Here is a 17,378-nt window from a genome sequence, read left to right on the forward strand (position 1 = left end):
GCAGCGCGCAGCAGTAACCCACAGCATTCGAGCCCCGGACCGATTCACTTCGGTCCGGGGCTCGCTGCTGTGAACGGCCCGGCCGCCGCTACTTCTGCGGCTGCACGGGAATGTCGAGAACCACCTTCGTCCCGCGCTCGGCGCCCGGGAGCATGTCGAAGGAACCGCCCAACTCCCCTTCCACCAGGGTCCGTACGATCTGCAGACCGAGATTGCCGGCCCGCTGCGGGTCGAAGCCCTCGGGCAGTCCGCAGCCGTCGTCCTGCACCGTGATGAGCAGCCGGGCGTCCGCCCTCGGCTCGCCGCGCACGGCGGAGACCTCGACGGTGCCCTGCTCGCCCTGGGCGAAGGCGTGTTCCAGCGCGTTCTGCAGGATCTCGGTGAGGACCATGGAGAGCGGGGTCGCGACCTCGGCGTCGAGGATGCCGAAGCGGCCGGTGCGCCGGCAGGTGACCTTGCCCGGGGAGATCTCGGCCACCATCGCGATGACCCGGTCGGCGATCTCGTCGAACTCGACGCGCTCGTCCAGGTTCTGGGACAGCGTCTCGTGCACGATGGCGATCGAACCGACGCGCCGCACGGCCTCGTTGAGCGCCTCGCGCCCGCGGTCGGAGTCCATCCGGCGCGACTGCAGGCGGAGCAGGGCGGCCACCGTCTGGAGGTTGTTCTTCACCCGGTGGTGGATCTCCCGGATGGTGGCGTCCTTGGTGATCAACTCGCGTTCGCGGCGACGGAGTTCGGTGACGTCCCGGAGCAGGACGAGCGAACCGATCCGGGTGCCCTTGGGCTTGAGCGGGATGGCCCGCAGCTGGATCACTCCGCCGTTGCCCTCGACCTCGAACTCGCGCGGCGCGTAGCCGGAGGCCAGGGTGACCAGCGCCTCGTCCACCGGGCCCCGGGAGGGCGCGAGTTCGGCGGTGATCTGCCCGAGGTGCTGGCCGACGAGGTCGGCCGCGAGCCCGAGCCGGTGATAGGCGGAGAGCGCGTTGGGCGAGGCGTACTGGACGACGCCCTCGGCGTCGAGGCGGACCAGGCCGTCGCCGGCCCGGGGCGAGGAGTCCATGTCGACCTGCTCGCCGGGGAAGGGGAAGGTCCCGGCGGCGATCATCTGGGCGAGGTCGGAGGCCGACTGGAGGTAGGTGAGCTCCAGCCGGGAGGGGGTGCGGACGGTCAGCAGGTTGGTGTTGCGGGCGATGACGCCGAGGACCCGGCCCTCGCGGCGCACGGGGATGGACTCGACCCGGACCGGGACCTCCTCGCGCCACTCGGGGTCGCCCTCGCGGACGATGCGGCCCTCGTCGAGCGCCGCGTCGAGCAGCGGGCGGCGGCCGCGCGGGACCAGGTGGCCGACCATGTCGTCCTGGTAGGAGGTGGGGCCGGTGTTCGGCCGCATCTGCGCGACGGAGACGTACCGCGTGCCGTCGAGGGTGGGGACCCAGAGGACGAGGTCGGCGAAGGACAGGTCGGAGAGCAGCTGCCACTCCGACACCAGCAGGTGGAGCCACTCGAGGTCGGAGTCGCTCAGGGCGGTGTGCTGGCGCACGAGGTCGTTCATGGAGGGCACGGTGCGAGCGTACCCGCGGAATTCAGGGGCGGTGAACCTGGATCTCCGGCGCTCCGTGTTGGAGGATGGGCCGGGAAGCACCGTGTTCCTGTGGATGGACAGACAAGAATGGTCTAGTCCACAATGAACACGAAAGAGCCTCCACTCTCCCCGCACAGGAGAGTGGACGAGGTACCCGACGCTCTCTGCCCTGACTGCGTCGAGACCTCCCCACGGCCGAGGGACCGCACACCCCCGGCCGAGTAACTCCGGGCTGCGGTGCCGGACGGGCTGAGGGTCCCGTCAGGCGCCGCGGCCCGCGGGTGTTTCCGGGGCCGTCGCGCCCGCCGGCCACCGCTCCCCCGCCCCCTTCGGTGAGGCCGGGACGCCGCCGGAGATGGCGGACGTGGTGGCCTTCCTGGTCTCGGACGACGCCCGTCGGGTGACCGGTGACTGGATCGACGCGACCGGAGGCTCGCCGACCTGAGGGGGCCGCACGGGGGGGGCCCGCGGTGGGACGGGAGGGCTTCGAGTGGCTGGGGGGTCAGGGGCGGCAGACGATGGAGTCGGCGGCCGTCCGTGGGGTGGAACGGCATGAGGAGAAGGGCTCTCCTCTGCTAGATTTGACCTTAGATTGGTCTATACCACACGACCCCTCACCAGCCCCTCACCAGATCGGCAGGCACAGCGTGGAAGTTGTCATCGTCAAGGACGCCAAGGCGGGCGGCGAGCTCATCGCGGACGGCATCGCCGGCCTCCTGCGCCGCAAGCCCGACGCGCTGCTCGGCGTGGCCACGGGTTCGACTCCGATCCCGATCTACGACGCCCTTGTCGCCCAGGTCACGGCCGGTGCCGTGGACGCCTCCCGGGCCCGGATCGCCCAGCTGGACGAGTACGTCGGCCTCCCCGCCGGCCACCCGGAGTCCTACCGTTCCACGGTGCTGCGCCAGGTCGTCGAGCCGCTCGGGCTCTCCCCGGAGTCCTTCATGGGCCCCGACGGCTCCGCCGAGGACGTCCAGGCGGCCTGCGAGGCCTATGACAAGGCGCTGGCCGAGGCCGGCGGCGTGGACCTGCAGATCCTCGGGATCGGCACCGACGGGCACATCGGTTTCAACGAGCCGTGCTCCTCGCTCGCCTCCCGCACCCGGATCAAGACGCTCACCGAGCAGACCCGGGTGGACAACGCGCGCTTCTTCGACGACGACATCGAGCAGGTGCCGCACCACGTCATCACCCAGGGCATCGGCACCATCCTGGAGGCCCGCCACCTGGTGCTGCTCGCCACCGGCGAGGGCAAGGCCGAGGCCGTCGCGCAGACCGTCGAGGGCCCGGTGGCGGCGCTGGTGCCGGCCTCCGCGCTCCAGCTGCACCCGCACGCCACGGTCGTCGTCGACGAGGCCGCCGCGTCCAAGCTGAAGCTCGCCGAGTACTTCCGCCAGACCTTCGCCGCCAAGCCGTCCTGGCAGGGCATCTGAGCCGGCCGGCCCTCCCGCCGTCCCGCCGACGGACACCCCGGGAACACCGAAGGGGCCCGGCACCTGGACAGGTGCCGGGCCCCTCCGCGTACGGGCGGCGGGGCGCCGGTCAGGAGCCGGTGCCCACCACGGCCTCGGCGGCGGCGCGGCCGCAGACCCGGGCCGCGCCGTGCGTGGCGATGTGCAGGGCCCCGCGGGGCTCCGCCTCGTTGAGGCCCATCTCCACCACGACGGTGTCCGGGCGGGCGGCGAGGAGACCGTCCAGGGCCCGTGTCATCCACGCGTAGCGGTGGACGTCGCGGACGACCGCCACGATGCGCCGCTCCCCCGCCGCGGCGAGGACCGCGTCCACGGCGGACGACTCGTCGTACGAGCCGGTCTCCGTGCCGGGCAGCAGGCGCTCCAGCTCCGCCGCGATGCCCCAGGGCGTCTCGTCGCCGACCGCGAAGTTCGCGACCGGGGTGAAGGAGGCCACGTAGGGGGCCTCGGTGACCGGCGTGTGCGGGTGCTCCCCGCGCGTGACCCTCAGGGCCCGGCGGGCGGCGACGAGTCCGATGTCGGTGCCGGGCGCGGTCCCCTCCTGCACTGCCGCGCCCGGCACCGTCTCAGCCCCGCCCCCGGCCCGGTGCGCCTGGGTCCAGGCCGCCAGGGCGCGCACGCGCGCCGCGGCGTCGGCCAGCCGCTCCTCGGGCAGTTCACCGGTCCGTACCGCGTCGACCAGCGCGTCGCGCAGGCGCAGCACGGTGTCCTCGTCGCACAGCCCGCCGCCGACGCAGATGGCGTCGGCGCCCGCGGCGATCGCGAGGACCGATCCGCGCTCGATGCCGTACGTCGCCGCGACGGCCTGCATCTCCATGCCGTCGGTGACGATCAGCCCCTCGAAGCCCAGCTCCTGGCGCAGCAGACCGGTGAGGATCTGCGGGCTCAGGGTGGCCGGGCGGTGGGGGTCGAGCGCGGAGAGAAGGATATGCGCGCTCATGACCGCTTTGGTACCCGCGGCGATGGCGGCGCGGAAAGGCACCAGCTCACGGGCGTGCAGTGTGGCGAGGTCCACATCGATCCGGGGCAGCGCGTCGTGGGAGTCCACGTTCGTGTCGCCGTGTCCGGGGAAGTGCTTCGTGCAGGCGGCGACCCCGACGCCCTGGAGGCCGTCGACGTACGCCACGGTGTGCCGGGCCACCAGGTCCGGGTCCGGCCCGAAGGACCGGACGCCGATGACCGGGTTCTCGGCGTTGGAGTTGACGTCCGCCGAGGGCGCCCAGTTGAGGTCGACGCCGCACTGGACGAGCCTGCGGCCCAGCTCGCGGGCGACGGCCCGGGTCAGCTCGACGTCGTCGACGCTGCCGAGGGCGTAGTTGCCGGGGAAGGACGAACCCTGCTTGACCTCGAGGCGGGTGACGTCGCCGCCCTCCTCGTCGATGGCGACGAGGACGTCGTCCCGCTCGGCCCGCAGCTGCGCGGTGAGCGCGGCGAGCTGGTCGGGGCCGACGATGTTGCGGCCGAAGAGACCGACCGAGGACAGGCCCTCGCCGATGCGGCGGAGCAGCCAGTCGGGGGCGGTGGTGCCGACGAAGCCGGGCTGGAGGACCGTGAGCGCGTCACGCGTCAGGGTGTCCGAGCCGTGTACGAGAGTGGTCATGGGGCTCGGTTATCCCTTCACCGCGCCGGCGGTCAGGCCGGCGGCCATCTTGCGCTGGACGAGCAGGAAGAGGATCACGATGGGGACGGCCATCATGGTCGAGCCGGCCATCATCGGGGCGTACTCGGTGCCGTTCTTGGTGATGAAGTTGCTGAGCCAGACGGTGGCCGTCTGGTTCTGCTGGCTCATCAGCATGAGGGCGTAGAGGTACTCGTTCCACGCCTGGATGAAGCCGTAGACCGAGGTGGCGACCATGCCCGGGGCGAGCAGCGGGAAGACGACCCGGATGAAGGCGCCGGAGCGGGTGCAGCCGTCGACCATGGCCGCCTCCTCCAGCTCCTTCGGGATGTTGACGATGAAGCCGCGGAGCGTCCACACCGTGAAGGGGAGGATGAAGGTCAGGTACGTGATGATCAGGCCGCTGAGCCGGTCGTACTGGCCGAGGTCGTTGAGGAGCAGGAAGACCGGGATGATCATGGCGACCAGCGGGACCATCTGGACCGCGAGGATGCCGACGATCACGATCTTGCGGCCGCGGAAGGCGAACCGGGAGATGGCGAGGGCGGCGAGCAGGCCGACGGCGATGCCGATGACGACCACGACGAGCGAGACCACGAGGCTGCGGAGGACCGGGCCCCAGAAGTCCGCGATGTCGAGGGCACGCTTGAAGTTCTCCAGCGTGAAGGTCGACGGGAAGAAGTGCGGATCGGGGTCGATCGCGTCCTTGGCCGGCTTGAAGGCCGTGTTGATCATCCAGTAGACCGGGAACCCGGCCGTGAGGACGACGAGCAGACCGAGGAGGTTCCAGCCGAGCTTGGACTTGCGGCGGTGGGTGACGGCGGGCGCCGGCGACTTGGCCGGGGCTGCCGCGGCGTTGGCGGCGCTCACTCCACATCTCCGATCTTGAGCATCTGGCGCATGTAGACGGCGACGACGCCGAGCAGCAGCAGGACCGTGACGAGCGCGATCGCGGAGCCGGTGCCGTAGTCGTTGACGACGAACGCCCGGTCGAAGGAGTACGTGGTGAGCAGCTGGAACTCGGGCTCCGGGTGGCCGTTGCGCATCACGTAGACCTGCGGGAAGACGCCCATGTCCCAGATCACCGACAGCGTGGTCAGCATGACGATGATGGGCTTGAGGATGGGCAGGGTGACGAAGCGGAAGACGCCCCAGGCGCCGGCTCCGTCGAGGCGGGCGGCCTCTTCGAGCTCCTTGGGCACCTGGGTGAGGCCGGCGCTCAGGGTGATGACCACGAAGGGCACGGCGCCCCAGACGACGAGCAGCATGATCACGGCGAGGCCCTGCGGGCCGCTGGCGAACCAGTTGTGGCCGATCATGTCGACGCCGGGGATGCGGCTGAGCAGCCAGTTGAGGACGCCGTAGTCGGCGTCGAACAGCCACTTGAAGATGGCCGTGGCGACGATGATGGGCATGCCCCAGCTCGCCACGAGCACGATGTTGATCAGGGCCTTGACCCAGCCCGAGACCTTCTGCAGCAGCAGGGCGATCATCATGCCGAGGACCATGGTGACGATCACCGCGCCGCCCGCGAAGAGCACGGTGCGCAGGACGACGGTCCAGAACTCGGTGTCACCGAGGATCTTGGTGAAGTTGTCGAAGCCGGCCGACTCCGCTTCCTGGAAGCCCCACAGCTGGGGCTGGCCGAACTTCTGGAACGAGAGGGTGACCAGGCGGACCAGCGGATAGCCCAGCACCAGGAGCAGGACGAGGAGACATGGCGCCAGCAGCAGCCATGGGACGCCTGCCCCGCCGTTCTTCTTGCCGGGCTTCCCCGGACCACCGGCTGTGGAGCCGGAGGGTGGCGATTGCCGCACCGGCGGCACCTTCGCGGTGGTTGTGTCTGCGGCACTCATCCCGTGCTCCTCAGCGATCCCTCTCGTGGTACGGGCGGCAGGGCCCCGTCGTGAGACGGGGCCCTGCCCATAGGTCACTTGGTGTTGATGACCTTGTCGATCGCGGTGTCGGCGGCCTTGGCGGCCTCCTCGACGGACTTGCCCTTGGCGATGTCGATGAGCATCGTCTTGAGGATCTGGGCCTTCTCGACCTGGCCCCAGCCCGGAGCGGTCGGGACGAAGTAGCTCGACTCGGCGGCGGTGGCCGCGACGGTCGTGGCCGGGTCGTTCTTCAGCGGCGCGAGGTCGGCCTTGTTGTTGGGCAGGTTGCCCTTGCCGATGAGGCCCTTCTGGCCCTCGGCGCCGGTGAAGGCGGCGATCCACTCGCCGGCGACGCCCTGCGCCTTGGACTTGACCGGGATGGCCAGGTCCGAGCCGCCGAGGAAGACCGGGAGGTTCTTGCCGGACGGGCCGGGCATCACGAAGTTCTCGAGCTTGTCGGCGAGGCCGCCGACCTTGTCGGTCTTCGGGTCGGCCGCGGTGGCGCCCTCCCAGCCGGCGGCGAAGATCGTCGCGGACTTGCCCTGGCCGAAGACGACGGGACGGTCGGACTCGTCCTTCGTCTTGTCGCCGTGCATGTACTTGTCGAGGATCGCCTTGTAGGCGGTGAGGCCCTTGAGGGACTCGGGCGAGGACAGGTTGGACTTCCAGGTCTCGCCGTCCTGCTTGGCGATGGAGCCGCCCGCGTCGTAGACGAAGGACATGGCGGCGTACCAGTCGGGCGACGGCTGGTACCAGGCGCTGAACTTGTCGCCCTTCTTCGCCTGGATGGCGTCGAGGGCGGCGGTCAGCTCGGCCCAGGTCTTCGGGGCGGCCTTGACGCCGGCCTCGGCGGCGATGTCCTTGCGCCAGGTGCCCACGCGGCCACCGGCGTAGTAGGGGACACCGTAGGTCTTGCCGTTGTAGGTGACCGAGTCCTTGAGGGCGTCGAGCCACTTGTCGGAGTTCTCGAACTTCGACGCGTCGACCTCGGCGAAGGCACCCTTGGCCATGTAGCTGATCATCTCGGAGTTGCCCATCTCGACAACGTCCGGGGCCTTGTCCGTGGCGAGCACCGCGTCGAGCTTGGTGTTCTTGTCCGGCCAGCCGTAGTACTCGTGCTTGATCTTGATGCCCGGGTGCTTCTTGGTCACCGCGTCGTCGGCGGCCTTGACCAGCTCGGGCCAGTTGTTCTGGGCGTCGACCGTCAGCCAGACGGTGAGCTCCTTGGCGTCGCCGCCGGCGTTGTCTCCGGACTTGTCGGAGCCCCCACACGCCGCGATCGAGACCATCATGCCCGCGACGCCGATCGCCGCGATGAGCTTGCGCTTCACGCCACCCTCCTCAGGGATGCCTGCAACCCCTGCCCACCGCGCGAAGACATACGTCGGGTAGTGCTCGTGGGGCTGGGACCTGGTCTTTAATGGTTTAGACCAGTACCCGGAGCTTGGCCTAGACCTTTTGGGGTGTCAAGAGTGTGTAAGACGGGTAGTGGCGTCCGTTATCGGAAAGACACCTCACCCCGGCGCGGCTCGCCCGGGCGGCCGGAGGGGGCCGGTGGAAGCGGCCTCACCTCTCGGCCGGAATGGCCTAGACCAACGAGGCGTCCCTCGGTGTATAAGAAGCAGGGAACGACTCCTCCTCGCCGAACCGGCACATATCGGCAGGAGAAACGGTGAGGGCACACGAACCGTGCCACCATGTGAGCCGCGACAGACGGAGGAGCCGGTGACGGCAGCAGCACAGGAGTCGGGAAGGCAGGCCATGGCCACGGACGCGGGCGGCACGGAGACGGAGGGCGGGGCGGTCACCCGCACCGCGCGCGTGCCCAAGTACTACCGGCTGAAGCGCCACCTGCTCGACATGACGGAGACCCTCCCGCCCGGCACGCCGGTGCCGCCGGAGCGCACCCTGGCCGCCGAGTTCGACACCTCGCGGACCACCGTGCGCCAGGCCCTCCAGGAGCTGGTGGTCGAGGGGCGTCTGGAGCGCATCCAGGGCAAGGGCACCTTCGTGGCCAAGCCGAAGGTCTCCCAGGCCCTGCAACTCACCTCGTACACCGAGGACATGCGGGCCCAGGGACTCGAACCGACCTCCCAGCTCCTCGACATCGGCTACGTCACCGCGGACGACACCCTCGCCGGCCTCCTCGACATCTCCACCGGCGGCCGCGTCCTGCGCATCGAGCGGCTGCGCCTGGCGAGCGGCGAGCCGATGGCCATCGAGACCACCCACCTCTCGGCCAAGCGCTTCCCCGCGCTGCGCCGATCGCTGGTGAAGTACACCTCTCTCTACACGGCCCTCGCCGAGGTGTACGACGTGCACCTCGCCGAGGCCGAGGAGACCATCGAGACCTCCCTGGCCACGCCGCGCGAGGCCGGACTGCTCGGGACCGACGTCGGCCTGCCGATGCTGATGCTCTCCCGTCACTCCCTGGACGGCCAGGGCGAGCCGGTGGAGTGGGTGCGCTCCGTGTACCGCGGCGACCGGTACAAGTTCGTCGCGCGGCTCAAGCGCCCGAACGGCTGATTCCCCCCGGTGCCCGGCCCGCCGCTCCCGCCTCCCGGGACGGCGGCCGGACCGAGCCCCGCACCGGCCGCCACCCCTCGCCGGAGCGGGCGTCGCACCCCGTCGTCACCGCCCGTCGGCACTCCGCTGACCAGGCCGGACGGACCCACACCCCACCATCATTGGTCTAGACCCTGACGCCCTCCGCCGCCGCGGCGGAACGCGGCGCGAAAGGCGGCGCGCGAGGCCGCGGGCGGACCGGGGCGGCCGGTGGCGAGGAAGTTCCCGAAGAATCGACTCCGTTATGCGGACAGGGGTTCCCTGCGGCGAACGCGTCCCCTAGATTTCCCCAGCATTACCGAGGTGATCAGCGAGGGGACGATCCGCCATGCCAGAAGCGACACAAGGGAAACAACCGGTCGTCACCCCCTTGAGGGTGGTGATCGCGCTCTGCCTCTTCGCCCCGTTCGTGGCGATGCTCTGGGTGAGTTCCTACGCGAAGACCGAACCGCTCTTCGCCGGAATCCCGTTCTTCTACTGGTACCAGATGCTCTGGGTGCTGATCTCCACCGCGCTCACCATGGTCGCGTACAAGCTGTGGCAGCGGGACCAGCGTGCCCGCAAGGGAGGTGACGCGCGATGAAGGACGGCGTGAACGGCGTGGCGCTCGGCGTCTTCGTCTTCTTCTTCGTGGCCGTCACGGTCATGGGCTTCCTGGCCGCGCGCTGGCGCAGGGCCGCCGACGAGCAGAGCCTCGACGAATGGGGCCTGGGCGGCCGGTCGTTCGGCACCTGGGTGACCTGGTTCCTGCTGGGCGGCGACCTCTACACCGCGTACACCTTCGTCGCCGTCCCGGCGGCCATCTACGCGGCGGGCGCGGCCGGCTTCTTCGCCGTCCCGTACACGATCCTGGTGTACCCGCTGATCTTCACGTTCCTGCCCCGCCTGTGGTCGGTCTCGCACAAGCACGGCTACGTGACCACCTCCGACTTCGTCCGGGGCCGCTTCGGCTCCAAGGGGCTGTCGCTGGCGGTCGCGGTCACCGGCATCCTCGCCACCATGCCGTACATCGCGCTCCAGCTCGTCGGCATCCAGGCCGTCCTCGACGTGATGGGCGTCGGCGGCGGCGAGAACACCCACTGGTTCGTCAAGGACCTGCCGCTGCTGATCGCCTTCGGCGTCCTCGCGGCGTACACGTACTCCTCGGGCCTGCGCGCCCCGGCGCTCATCGCCTTCGTCAAGGACACGCTGATCTACATCGTCATCGCGGTGGCGATCATCTACATCCCGATCAAGCTCGGCGGCTTCGACGAGATCTTCGCCAAGGCCGGCGAGGCGTACGCGCAGACCAACCCGGCGACCGGGAAGCCGCGCGGCACGCTCGTCCCCGGCGAGGCCGGCCAGTGGACGTACGCCACGCTCGCCCTCGGCTCGGCGCTCGCGCTCTTCATGTACCCGCACTCCATCACGGCGACGCTGTCGTCCCGGAGCCGCGAGGTCATCCGCCGCAACACCACGATCCTGCCGCTGTACTCCCTGATGCTGGGACTGCTCGCGCTGCTCGGCTTCATGGCGATCGCCGCCGGGATCCAGGTCAAGAACGGCCAGCTCGCCATTCCGCAGCTCTTCGAGACCATGTTCCCGGACTGGTTCGCGGGCGTCGCGTTCGCCGCCATCGGCATCGGCGCGCTCGTCCCGGCCGCGATCATGTCGATCGCCGCGGCCAACCTCTTCACCCGCAACATCTACAAGGACTTCATCAAGAAGGACGCCACCCCCGCCCAGGAGACCAAGGTCTCCAAGCTGGTCTCCCTCCTGGTGAAGGTCGGCGCCCTGGCCTTCGTCCTCACCATGGACAAGACCGTCGCCATCAACTTCCAGCTCCTCGGCGGCATCTGGATCCTGCAGACCTTCCCCGCCCTCGTCGGCGGCCTGTTCACCCGCTGGTTCCACCGCTGGGCCCTCCTCGCCGGCTGGGCCGTCGGCATGGTCTACGGCACGGTCGCCGCCTACGGCGTCGCGAGCCCGACCCAGAAGCACTTCGGCGGCTCCTCCGCCGAGATCCCCGGCATCGGCGAGATCGGCTACATCGGCCTCACCGCCTTCGTGCTCAACGTCGTCGTCACCGTCTTCCTCACCTTCGTCCTCAAGGCCGTCAAGGCCCCCGAGGGCGTCGACGAGACCTCCCCGTCGGACTACACGGCCGACGCCGGCGACCCGGGCGTGGAGACGGAGCTTCCGAAGGTCGGCTCCGGGACGCACTGACCCGGCGCACGTCCGCACGCCGAGGGGCCCGGGATCTCCGCCAGGAGGACCCGGGCCCCTCGCGTCGCCCACGAGGGAGACTGGCTCCATGGACTTCACGATCAGGGCGGTACGGCCCGACGAGCACGAGGAGCTCGGCGAGCTCACCGCGGGCACCTATCTCGACGACGGACTGCTGAAGTACGGGGCCGAGGACTCCTATCTGCACGTGCTGCGGGACACCGCGCGGCGGGCGCGCGAGAGCGAGGTGCTCGTCGCCGAGGACGGCGACGGGCGGATCCTGGGCGGGGTGACCTTCGTCCGGGGCGCCACCCCCTGGGCCGACATCGCGGTCGAGGGCGAGGCCGAGTTCCGGATGCTGGTGGTCGCTCCGGCGGCCCGCGGCCGGGGCGTCGGAGAGGCCCTCGTGCGGGCCTGTGTCGAGCGGGCGCGGGTCCTCCCGGGCTGTGCGCGCCTCGTGCTCTCCACGGACGCCTCGATGACCTCCGCGCACCGGATCTACGAGCGTCTGGGCTTCGTCCGCACCCCGGAGAGGGACTGGGAGCCGATTCCCGATCACTCTCTGCGCACCTACGCCCTGGAGTGCTGAGGCGGGGCGGCGACACAACATGTGGGGGGTGCCAAGAGCGGCGCCCCCCACATGTATGCTCATCCTCGCTGTCGACGCAGGGGAATCCGGCGCGAATCCGGAACTGTCCCGCAACGGTGTGCTTCGTGCGGTTTCGTACGGAGTGAGTCCGAGGACCTGCCGGCGGCGCGCCCGGTCCTTCCGTTCCGGGTGCCACTGACTTCCGGGCCTCGCGGAGTGGGCCGGTGGACACGGCGCGTCCGACGATCCCGGACGTCCCCCTTGCCCGCCGTCCCCGTCGCGGCCCCGGCCGAGCGAGGGAGAGCCCCCACGTGACCATCGCGCCCGCCGATCCGGCTTCGGCCGAGGCTTCCGCGGTCGAGAGCGACGGCCCCGGGACCGTACTGCTGCGGACCCTGACCGACCTCACCGCCGATCTCCCCGACACCGACCCCGGCAAGGTCGCCGCCGCCGCGCTCCGCGGCCGCAGCGCCACGTCGGACGAGGCGGAGCTGCGCGAGCTGGCCACCGAGGCGGCCGCGGGCCTGATCGCCGAGGACCCGGCGTACTCCCGGCTCGCCGCCCGGCTCCTGACGATCACCATCGCCGACGAGGCCGCCGGCCAGGGCTCGGTCACCTTCTCCTCCTCCGTCGCCGTCGGCCACCGCGAGGGCCTGATCGCCGACCGCACCGCGGAGTTCGTCACGCGGCACGCCGAGCGGCTCGACGCGACCGTCGACACGGCCGGCGACGACCGCTTCGGCTACTTCGGTCTGCGCACCCTCTACTCGCGCTACCTGCTGCGCCACCCGATCACCCGTCAGGTGATCGAGACCCCGCAGCACTTCATGCTGCGCGTCGCCTGCGGCCTCGCCGAGGACGACAGCGTCCGCGCGCTCGACGAGGTCGCCGCGCTGTACGGGCTGATGAGCCGCCTGGACTACCTGCCGTCCTCCCCCACGCTCTTCAACTCCGGCACCCGCCACCCGCAGATGTCCTCCTGCTACCTGCTGGACTCCCCGCAGGACGAGCTGGACTCCATCTACGACCGCTACCACCAGGTCGCGCGGCTGTCGAAGCACGCCGGCGGCATCGGGCTCTCCTACTCCCGCATCCGCGCCCGCGGTTCGCTGATCCGCGGCACCAACGGCCACTCCAACGGCATCGTCCCGTTCCTGAAGACCCTCGACGCCTCCGTCGCCGCGGTCAACCAGGGCGGCCGGCGCAAGGGCGCAGCCGCCGTCTACCTGGAGACCTGGCACGCGGACATCGAGGAGTTCCTGGAGCTCCGCGACAACACGGGCGAGGACCAGCGCCGCACGCACAACCTGAACCTGGCGCACTGGATCCCCGACGAGTTCATGCGCCGGGTCAACGCCGACGCCGCGTGGTCGCTGTTCTCCCCGGCCGACGTCCCCGAGCTGGTCGACCTGTGGGGCGACGACTTCGACGCCGCCTACCGCGCCGCCGAGGCGAAGGGCCTGGCCCGCAAGACGATGCCGGCCCGCGACCTGTACGGCCGGATGATGCGGACCCTGGCCCAGACCGGCAACGGCTGGATGACCTTCAAGGACGCGTCGAACCGGACCGCCAACCAGACGGCCGAGCCGGGCACGGTCGTCCACTCCTCGAACCTCTGCACCGAGATCATCGAGGTCACCGACGACGGCGAGACGGCCGTCTGCAACCTCGGCTCGGTCAACCTGGGGTCCTTCGTGACCGGCGGGGACATCGACTGGGAGCGGCTGGACTCGACCGTCCGCACCGCCGTCACCTTCCTCGACCGGGTCGTCGACATCAACTTCTACCCGACCGAGCAGGCCGGGCGCTCCAACGCCCGCTGGCGTCCGGTCGGCCTGGGCGCCATGGGCCTCCAGGACGTCTTCTTCCAGCTGAAGCTGCCGTTCGACTCGGCCGAGGCGCGCGCGCTGTCCACCCGGATCGCCGAGCGGATCATGCTCGCCGCGTACGAGGCCTCCGCCGACCTCGCCGAGCGCAGCGGCCCGGTCCCCGCCTGGGAGCAGACCCGCGCCGCCCGCGGTGTGCTGCACCCGGACCACTACGACGTCGAGCTGAACTGGCCGGAGCGCTGGGCCGCGCTGCGCGAGCGGATCGCCGCCGTCGGTCTGCGCAACAGCCTGCTGCTCGCCATCGCGCCGACCGCGACCATCGCGTCGATCGCCGGTGTCTACGAGTGCATCGAGCCGCAGGTCTCCAACCTCTTCAAGCGCGAGACGTTGTCGGGCGAGTTCCTCCAGGTCAACTCCTACCTCGTCGACGAGCTGAAGAGCCTCGGCGTGTGGGACGCGCAGACCCGGGACGCGCTGCGTGACTCCAGCGGCTCGGTGGCCGGCTTCACCTGGATCCCGGCCGAGGTCCGCGAGCTGTACCGCACGGCCTGGGAGATCCCGCAGCGCGGTCTGATCGACATGGCCGCGGCCCGCACCCCCTTCCTGGACCAGTCGCAGTCGCTGAACCTGTTCATGGAGACGCCGACGATCGGCAAGCTGTCGTCGATGTACGCGTACGCCTGGAAGCAGGGTCTGAAGACGACGTACTACCTGCGCTCCCGTCCGGCGACGCGGATCGCGCGCGCCGCCCAGGCGTCGACGACGGCCGCCGCCCCCATCCCCGTCCAGCAGGCGGTCTCCGACGCGGACGCCCTCGCCTGCTCCCTGGAAAACCCCGAGTCCTGCGAGGCCTGCCAGTAATGAGTTCCACCGATCGGAAGAACCTCCTCGACCCGGGCTTCGAGCTGACCCTGCGCCCGATGCGCTACCCGGACTTCTACGAGCGCTACCGGGACGCGATCAAGAACACCTGGACGGTGGAGGAGGTCGACCTGCACTCCGACGTCGCCGACCTCGCCAAGCTGACGCCGGCCGAGCAGCACATGATCGGCCGTCTGGTCGCGTTCTTCGCGACGGGCGACTCGATCGTCGCGAACAACCTGGTGCTGACGCTCTACAAGCACATCAACTCCCCCGAGGCGCGCCTCTACCTCTCGCGGCAGCTGTTCGAGGAGGCCGTGCACGTCCAGTTCTACCTGACGCTGCTCGACACCTACCTGCCCGACCCGGACGACCGCGCCGCGGCGTTCGACGCGGTCGAGGAGATCCCCTCCATCCGCGAGAAGGCGCAGTTCTGCTTCAAGTGGATGGACTCGGTCGAGAAGATCGAGAAGCTGGAGACGGCCGCCGACCGCCGCCGCTTCCTGCTGAACCTGATCTGCTTCGCGGCCTGCATCGAGGGCCTGTTCTTCTACGGCGCCTTCGCGTACGTGTACTGGTTCCGGTCCCGCGGCCTGCTGCACGGCCTGGCGACCGGCACCAACTGGGTCTTCCGTGACGAGACCATGCACATGAACTTCGCCTTCGAGGTCGTGGACACCGTCCGCAAGGAGGAGCCGGAGCTCTTCGACGACGCCCTGCGCCGGCAGGTCACCGACATGCTGAAGGAGGCCGTCGAGGCCGAGCTCCAGTTCGGCCGCGACCTGTGCGGCGACGGGCTGCCCGGCATGAACACCGAGTCGATGCGCGCGTACCTCCAGTGCGTCGCCGACCAGCGCCTCCAGCGCCTCGGCTTCGCCCCGGTGTACGGCTCGGAGAACCCGTTCGCGTTCATGGAGCTCCAGGGCGTCCAGGAGCTCACCAACTTCTTCGAGCGCCGCCCGTCCGCCTACCAGGTGGCCGTCGAGGGCTCGGTGGACCTGGACGAGGACTTCTAGGCCACGGCCGTACGAGGAAGGGCCCCGCACTCGGCGAGTGCGGGGCCCTTCTCCGTGCGGTCGCGCGATCAGGCGTTGGGGACCGTCTCGTAGCGCGGGGTGCCCTCTTCCATCTGGCGCAGGGCGTCCTTGCGGTCGCGCTTGGAGAGGCGGTCGATGTACAGGTAGCCGTACAGGTGGTCCGTCTCGTGCTGGAGGCAGCGGGCGAAGTAGCCGGTGCCGCGGACCTTGATCGGGTTGCCCTCGGCGTCCTGGCCGTGGACCTCCGCGTAGTCGGGCCGGGCCAGCTCGGCGTAGGCCGTCGGCACGGAGAGGCAGCCCTCGTTGGACTCGTCGAGGACGCGCAGCTCGGCGGGGAGCTCCTGGAGGACGGGGTTGACGACGACACCGGTGTGCCGGACGCCCTCGTCGTCGGGGCAGTCGTAGACGAAGACCTTGAGGTCCACGCCGATCTGGTTCGCGGCCAGGCCCACGCCCTCGGCGGCCTTCTGGCTGGCGAACATGTCGTCGATCAGCTGCGCGAGCCCGGCGTCGAACTCGGTGACGTCCTTGCACTCCTTGTGGAGCACGGGGTTGCCGACGACCGTGATCGGGCGGGCCGTGCCGCGCTCGCGGTAGGCGAGCTCACGCGCCTCGCAGTCCTCCGTGTCCACGACGAAGCCGTCGTTGATCGTCTGCTCGTCCGTCTCCTGCTGCGCCATGTCCGGCCGCGCCCTTCTGAAAACCCGATTCCGTCGGAGGACAGCCTACGGGCCCGTGGCCGTGGCCTCAGCAGACCTCTTCGAGATCACGCCACTCGCGGCTGTCGGGACTGTCCGCCACCCAGCCGTCCAGCAGCCCGCGCACCAGCCCGGCGGGGGCCGCGATGCCGCACTCCCGCTCCGGCACCCACAGCTCGCCGGGCGAGCGGTGGCCGAGCGGCCCGGGGTGGCCCGGCTCGCTGTGGTCGTGCGGGTCGGAGTGCTCGCCCTCGCCCTCGGCGCTCGGCATGGTCGACTCGGAGCAGGCGCGGCAGAGCAGCCGCACGGACGAGGACCAGTCCTCGGCGGCGAAGCCGGCCTCGGCGGCGAGCTGCTCCAGGGCGTCCCGGTCGTCCTCGGTGGCGGCCTCCAGGAGGACCACCCAGGTGGGGACGGGGGACGGCGCCCACAGCTCGATCTCGTCGAAGACCGGGTAGGAGGGGCCCGCGGTGGTGGTGCGCTCGCCGTTCGGCACCCCGTCGTGGAGGACGACCTCACCCCAGCGGCGGCCGGAGGAGGGCAGGGGGACGGAGAGGACCTCGATGCGGGCCGGGTCGAGACGGCGGCCCCACACGACCTCGGCCTCGCCCTCCGGGGAGAGTCGCACGGCGGCGCTGCCGAGCTCCATGCCGGCGGGCTCGCCCGTGCCGGCGGCGGCGCCGGGCACCTTCAGTCCGTATGCCTGCCAGGCCCGGCGGGCCAGCGGCCAGTCCTGGAGGGCGGTGGCGGCGATGCCGACGTTCCACCAGTCGGGGGCGCCGCTCTCCTTGTCGAGCAGGGCGACCGCGCGCAGCCCTGCGGCGCGTGCCTGCTCCCAGTCGTGGCGGAACTTGTGCAGCAGCGCCAGGTTGAACCAGGACTCCGAGAGCCAGGGCTCCAGATCCGCCGCGCGCGTCAGGAGCGCGCCCGCGTCCTCGTACCGGCCGTCGCCGATCAGCGTGAACGCGCGGTCCGTGGCCTGCCGCCATGAGGCGGAGGGCCGATGCCGTACCTTCCCGAAGATCTTCACGATTCCCGCCTG

14 protein-coding genes, 1 pseudogene and 1 riboswitch are annotated in these 17,378 nt (G+C 70.5%); of the genes and pseudogenes, 8 read left to right on the top strand and 7 right to left on the bottom strand.

The window, feature by feature from the left end; all coding sequences use genetic code 11:
• Window positions 1-88 precede the first annotated feature (88 nt).
• A complete protein-coding gene (locus ACZ60W_RS10730; protein WP_469754991.1) occupies window positions 89-1,555 on the bottom strand; it encodes a sensor histidine kinase in 1,467 nt (488 codons plus the stop codon).
• 355 nt (window positions 1,556-1,910) lie between these two features.
• Here ACZ60W_RS10730 and ACZ60W_RS10735 point away from each other — a divergent pair.
• Window positions 1,911-2,030: pseudogene (locus ACZ60W_RS10735) on the top strand (short-chain dehydrogenase); the annotation flags it as partial.
• 202 nt (window positions 2,031-2,232) lie between these two features.
• Complete coding sequence (nagB, locus tag ACZ60W_RS10740) at window positions 2,233-3,018, top strand: glucosamine-6-phosphate deaminase (protein WP_469754992.1); 786 nt, start codon at window positions 2,233-2,235, stop codon at window positions 3,016-3,018.
• Window positions 3,019-3,127: 109 nt separating this feature from the next.
• On the opposite strand, the gene ACZ60W_RS10745 is transcribed toward nagB, so the two are convergent.
• The 4 genes from ACZ60W_RS10745 to ACZ60W_RS10760 form a co-directional block, all read right to left on the bottom strand.
• On the bottom strand, window positions 3,128-4,657 hold the full coding sequence (locus ACZ60W_RS10745; RefSeq protein WP_469754993.1) for a glycoside hydrolase family 3 protein: 1,530 nt from the start codon (window positions 4,655-4,657) through the stop codon (window positions 3,128-3,130).
• Between the two features lie 9 nt (window positions 4,658-4,666).
• On the bottom strand, window positions 4,667-5,545 hold the full coding sequence (locus tag ACZ60W_RS10750; RefSeq protein WP_469754994.1) for a carbohydrate ABC transporter permease: 879 nt from the start codon (window positions 5,543-5,545) through the stop codon (window positions 4,667-4,669).
• A complete protein-coding gene (locus ACZ60W_RS10755; protein WP_469754995.1) occupies window positions 5,542-6,531 on the bottom strand; it encodes a carbohydrate ABC transporter permease in 990 nt (329 codons plus the stop codon). The genes ACZ60W_RS10750 and ACZ60W_RS10755 overlap by 4 nt, the downstream gene beginning before the upstream one ends.
• A 74-nt stretch (window positions 6,532-6,605) precedes the next feature.
• Window positions 6,606-7,883 (bottom strand): extracellular solute-binding protein, encoded by a 1,278-nt coding sequence (locus ACZ60W_RS10760; RefSeq protein ID WP_469754996.1) that lies wholly within the window; start codon window positions 7,881-7,883, stop codon window positions 6,606-6,608.
• A 430-nt stretch (window positions 7,884-8,313) separates the two neighbouring features.
• Here ACZ60W_RS10760 and ACZ60W_RS10765 point away from each other — a divergent pair, with 430 nt between their 5' ends.
• The 6 genes from ACZ60W_RS10765 to ACZ60W_RS10790 all read left to right on the top strand — a co-directional run bounded on the left by ACZ60W_RS10765 (window position 8,314) and on the right by ACZ60W_RS10790 (window position 15,617).
• The gene (locus ACZ60W_RS10765; RefSeq protein ID WP_366307734.1) at window positions 8,314-9,078 is read left to right on the top strand and encodes a GntR family transcriptional regulator; all 765 of its coding nucleotides are present in this window, start codon (window positions 8,314-8,316) and stop codon (window positions 9,076-9,078) included.
• A gap of 367 nt (window positions 9,079-9,445) precedes the next feature.
• Window positions 9,446-9,700: a DUF3311 domain-containing protein gene (locus ACZ60W_RS10770; protein ID WP_469754997.1), complete on the top strand. Its 255-nt coding sequence runs from the start codon at window positions 9,446-9,448 to the stop codon at window positions 9,698-9,700.
• Window positions 9,697-11,322 (top strand): monocarboxylate uptake permease MctP, encoded by a 1,626-nt coding sequence (mctP, locus tag ACZ60W_RS10775; protein WP_469754998.1) that lies wholly within the window; start codon window positions 9,697-9,699, stop codon window positions 11,320-11,322. The genes ACZ60W_RS10770 and mctP overlap by 4 nt, the downstream gene beginning before the upstream one ends.
• A gap of 88 nt (window positions 11,323-11,410) precedes the next feature.
• A complete protein-coding gene (locus tag ACZ60W_RS10780) occupies window positions 11,411-11,911 on the top strand; it encodes a GNAT family N-acetyltransferase (RefSeq protein ID WP_469754999.1) in 501 nt (166 codons plus the stop codon).
• 49 nt (window positions 11,912-11,960) lie between these two features.
• A riboswitch (cobalamin riboswitch) is annotated at window positions 11,961-12,089 on the top strand.
• A gap of 133 nt (window positions 12,090-12,222) precedes the next feature.
• A complete protein-coding gene (locus tag ACZ60W_RS10785) occupies window positions 12,223-14,601 on the top strand; it encodes a ribonucleoside-diphosphate reductase subunit alpha (RefSeq protein WP_469755000.1) in 2,379 nt (792 codons plus the stop codon).
• Window positions 14,601-15,617, top strand: coding sequence for a ribonucleotide-diphosphate reductase subunit beta (locus ACZ60W_RS10790; protein WP_469755001.1), 1,017 nt, complete (start codon window positions 14,601-14,603; stop codon window positions 15,615-15,617). Before ACZ60W_RS10785 ends, ACZ60W_RS10790 begins: the two co-directional genes overlap by 1 nt.
• A 68-nt stretch (window positions 15,618-15,685) precedes the next feature.
• Here the strand turns inward: ACZ60W_RS10790 and def are convergent, their stop codons facing one another.
• Together def and ACZ60W_RS10800 are read right to left on the bottom strand one after the other, a co-directional pair.
• Window positions 15,686-16,318 (bottom strand): peptide deformylase, encoded by a 633-nt coding sequence (gene def / locus ACZ60W_RS10795; RefSeq protein WP_469755002.1) that lies wholly within the window; start codon window positions 16,316-16,318, stop codon window positions 15,686-15,688.
• 67 nt (window positions 16,319-16,385) lie between these two features.
• A complete protein-coding gene (locus tag ACZ60W_RS10800; RefSeq protein WP_469755003.1) occupies window positions 16,386-17,366 on the bottom strand; it encodes a tetratricopeptide repeat protein in 981 nt (326 codons plus the stop codon).
• Between the last annotated feature and the right edge of the window lie 12 nt (window positions 17,367-17,378).

The sequence above is a fragment of the Streptomyces sp. NPDC104202 genome (assembly GCF_055584185.1).

Excerpts from the sequence above, each read along its gene's own strand:
- ACZ60W_RS10730 (WP_469754991.1), bottom strand. The coding sequence starts at position 1,555 with ATGAACGACCTCGTGCGCCAGCACACCGCCCTGAGCGACTCCGACCTC.
- ACZ60W_RS10745 (WP_469754993.1), bottom strand. The coding sequence starts at position 4,657 with ATGACCACTCTCGTACACGGCTCGGACACCCTGACGCGTGACGCGCTC.
- ACZ60W_RS10755 (WP_469754995.1), bottom strand. The coding sequence starts at position 6,531 with ATGAGTGCCGCAGACACAACCACCGCGAAGGTGCCGCCGGTGCGGCAA.
- ACZ60W_RS10765 (WP_366307734.1), top strand. The coding sequence starts at position 8,314 with ATGGCCACGGACGCGGGCGGCACGGAGACGGAGGGCGGGGCGGTCACC.
- ACZ60W_RS10770 (WP_469754997.1), top strand. The coding sequence starts at position 9,446 with ATGCCAGAAGCGACACAAGGGAAACAACCGGTCGTCACCCCCTTGAGG.
- mctP (WP_469754998.1), top strand. The coding sequence starts at position 9,697 with ATGAAGGACGGCGTGAACGGCGTGGCGCTCGGCGTCTTCGTCTTCTTC.
- ACZ60W_RS10780 (WP_469754999.1), top strand. The coding sequence starts at position 11,411 with ATGGACTTCACGATCAGGGCGGTACGGCCCGACGAGCACGAGGAGCTC.
- ACZ60W_RS10790 (WP_469755001.1), top strand. The coding sequence starts at position 14,601 with ATGAGTTCCACCGATCGGAAGAACCTCCTCGACCCGGGCTTCGAGCTG.
- def (WP_469755002.1), bottom strand. The coding sequence starts at position 16,318 with ATGGCGCAGCAGGAGACGGACGAGCAGACGATCAACGACGGCTTCGTC.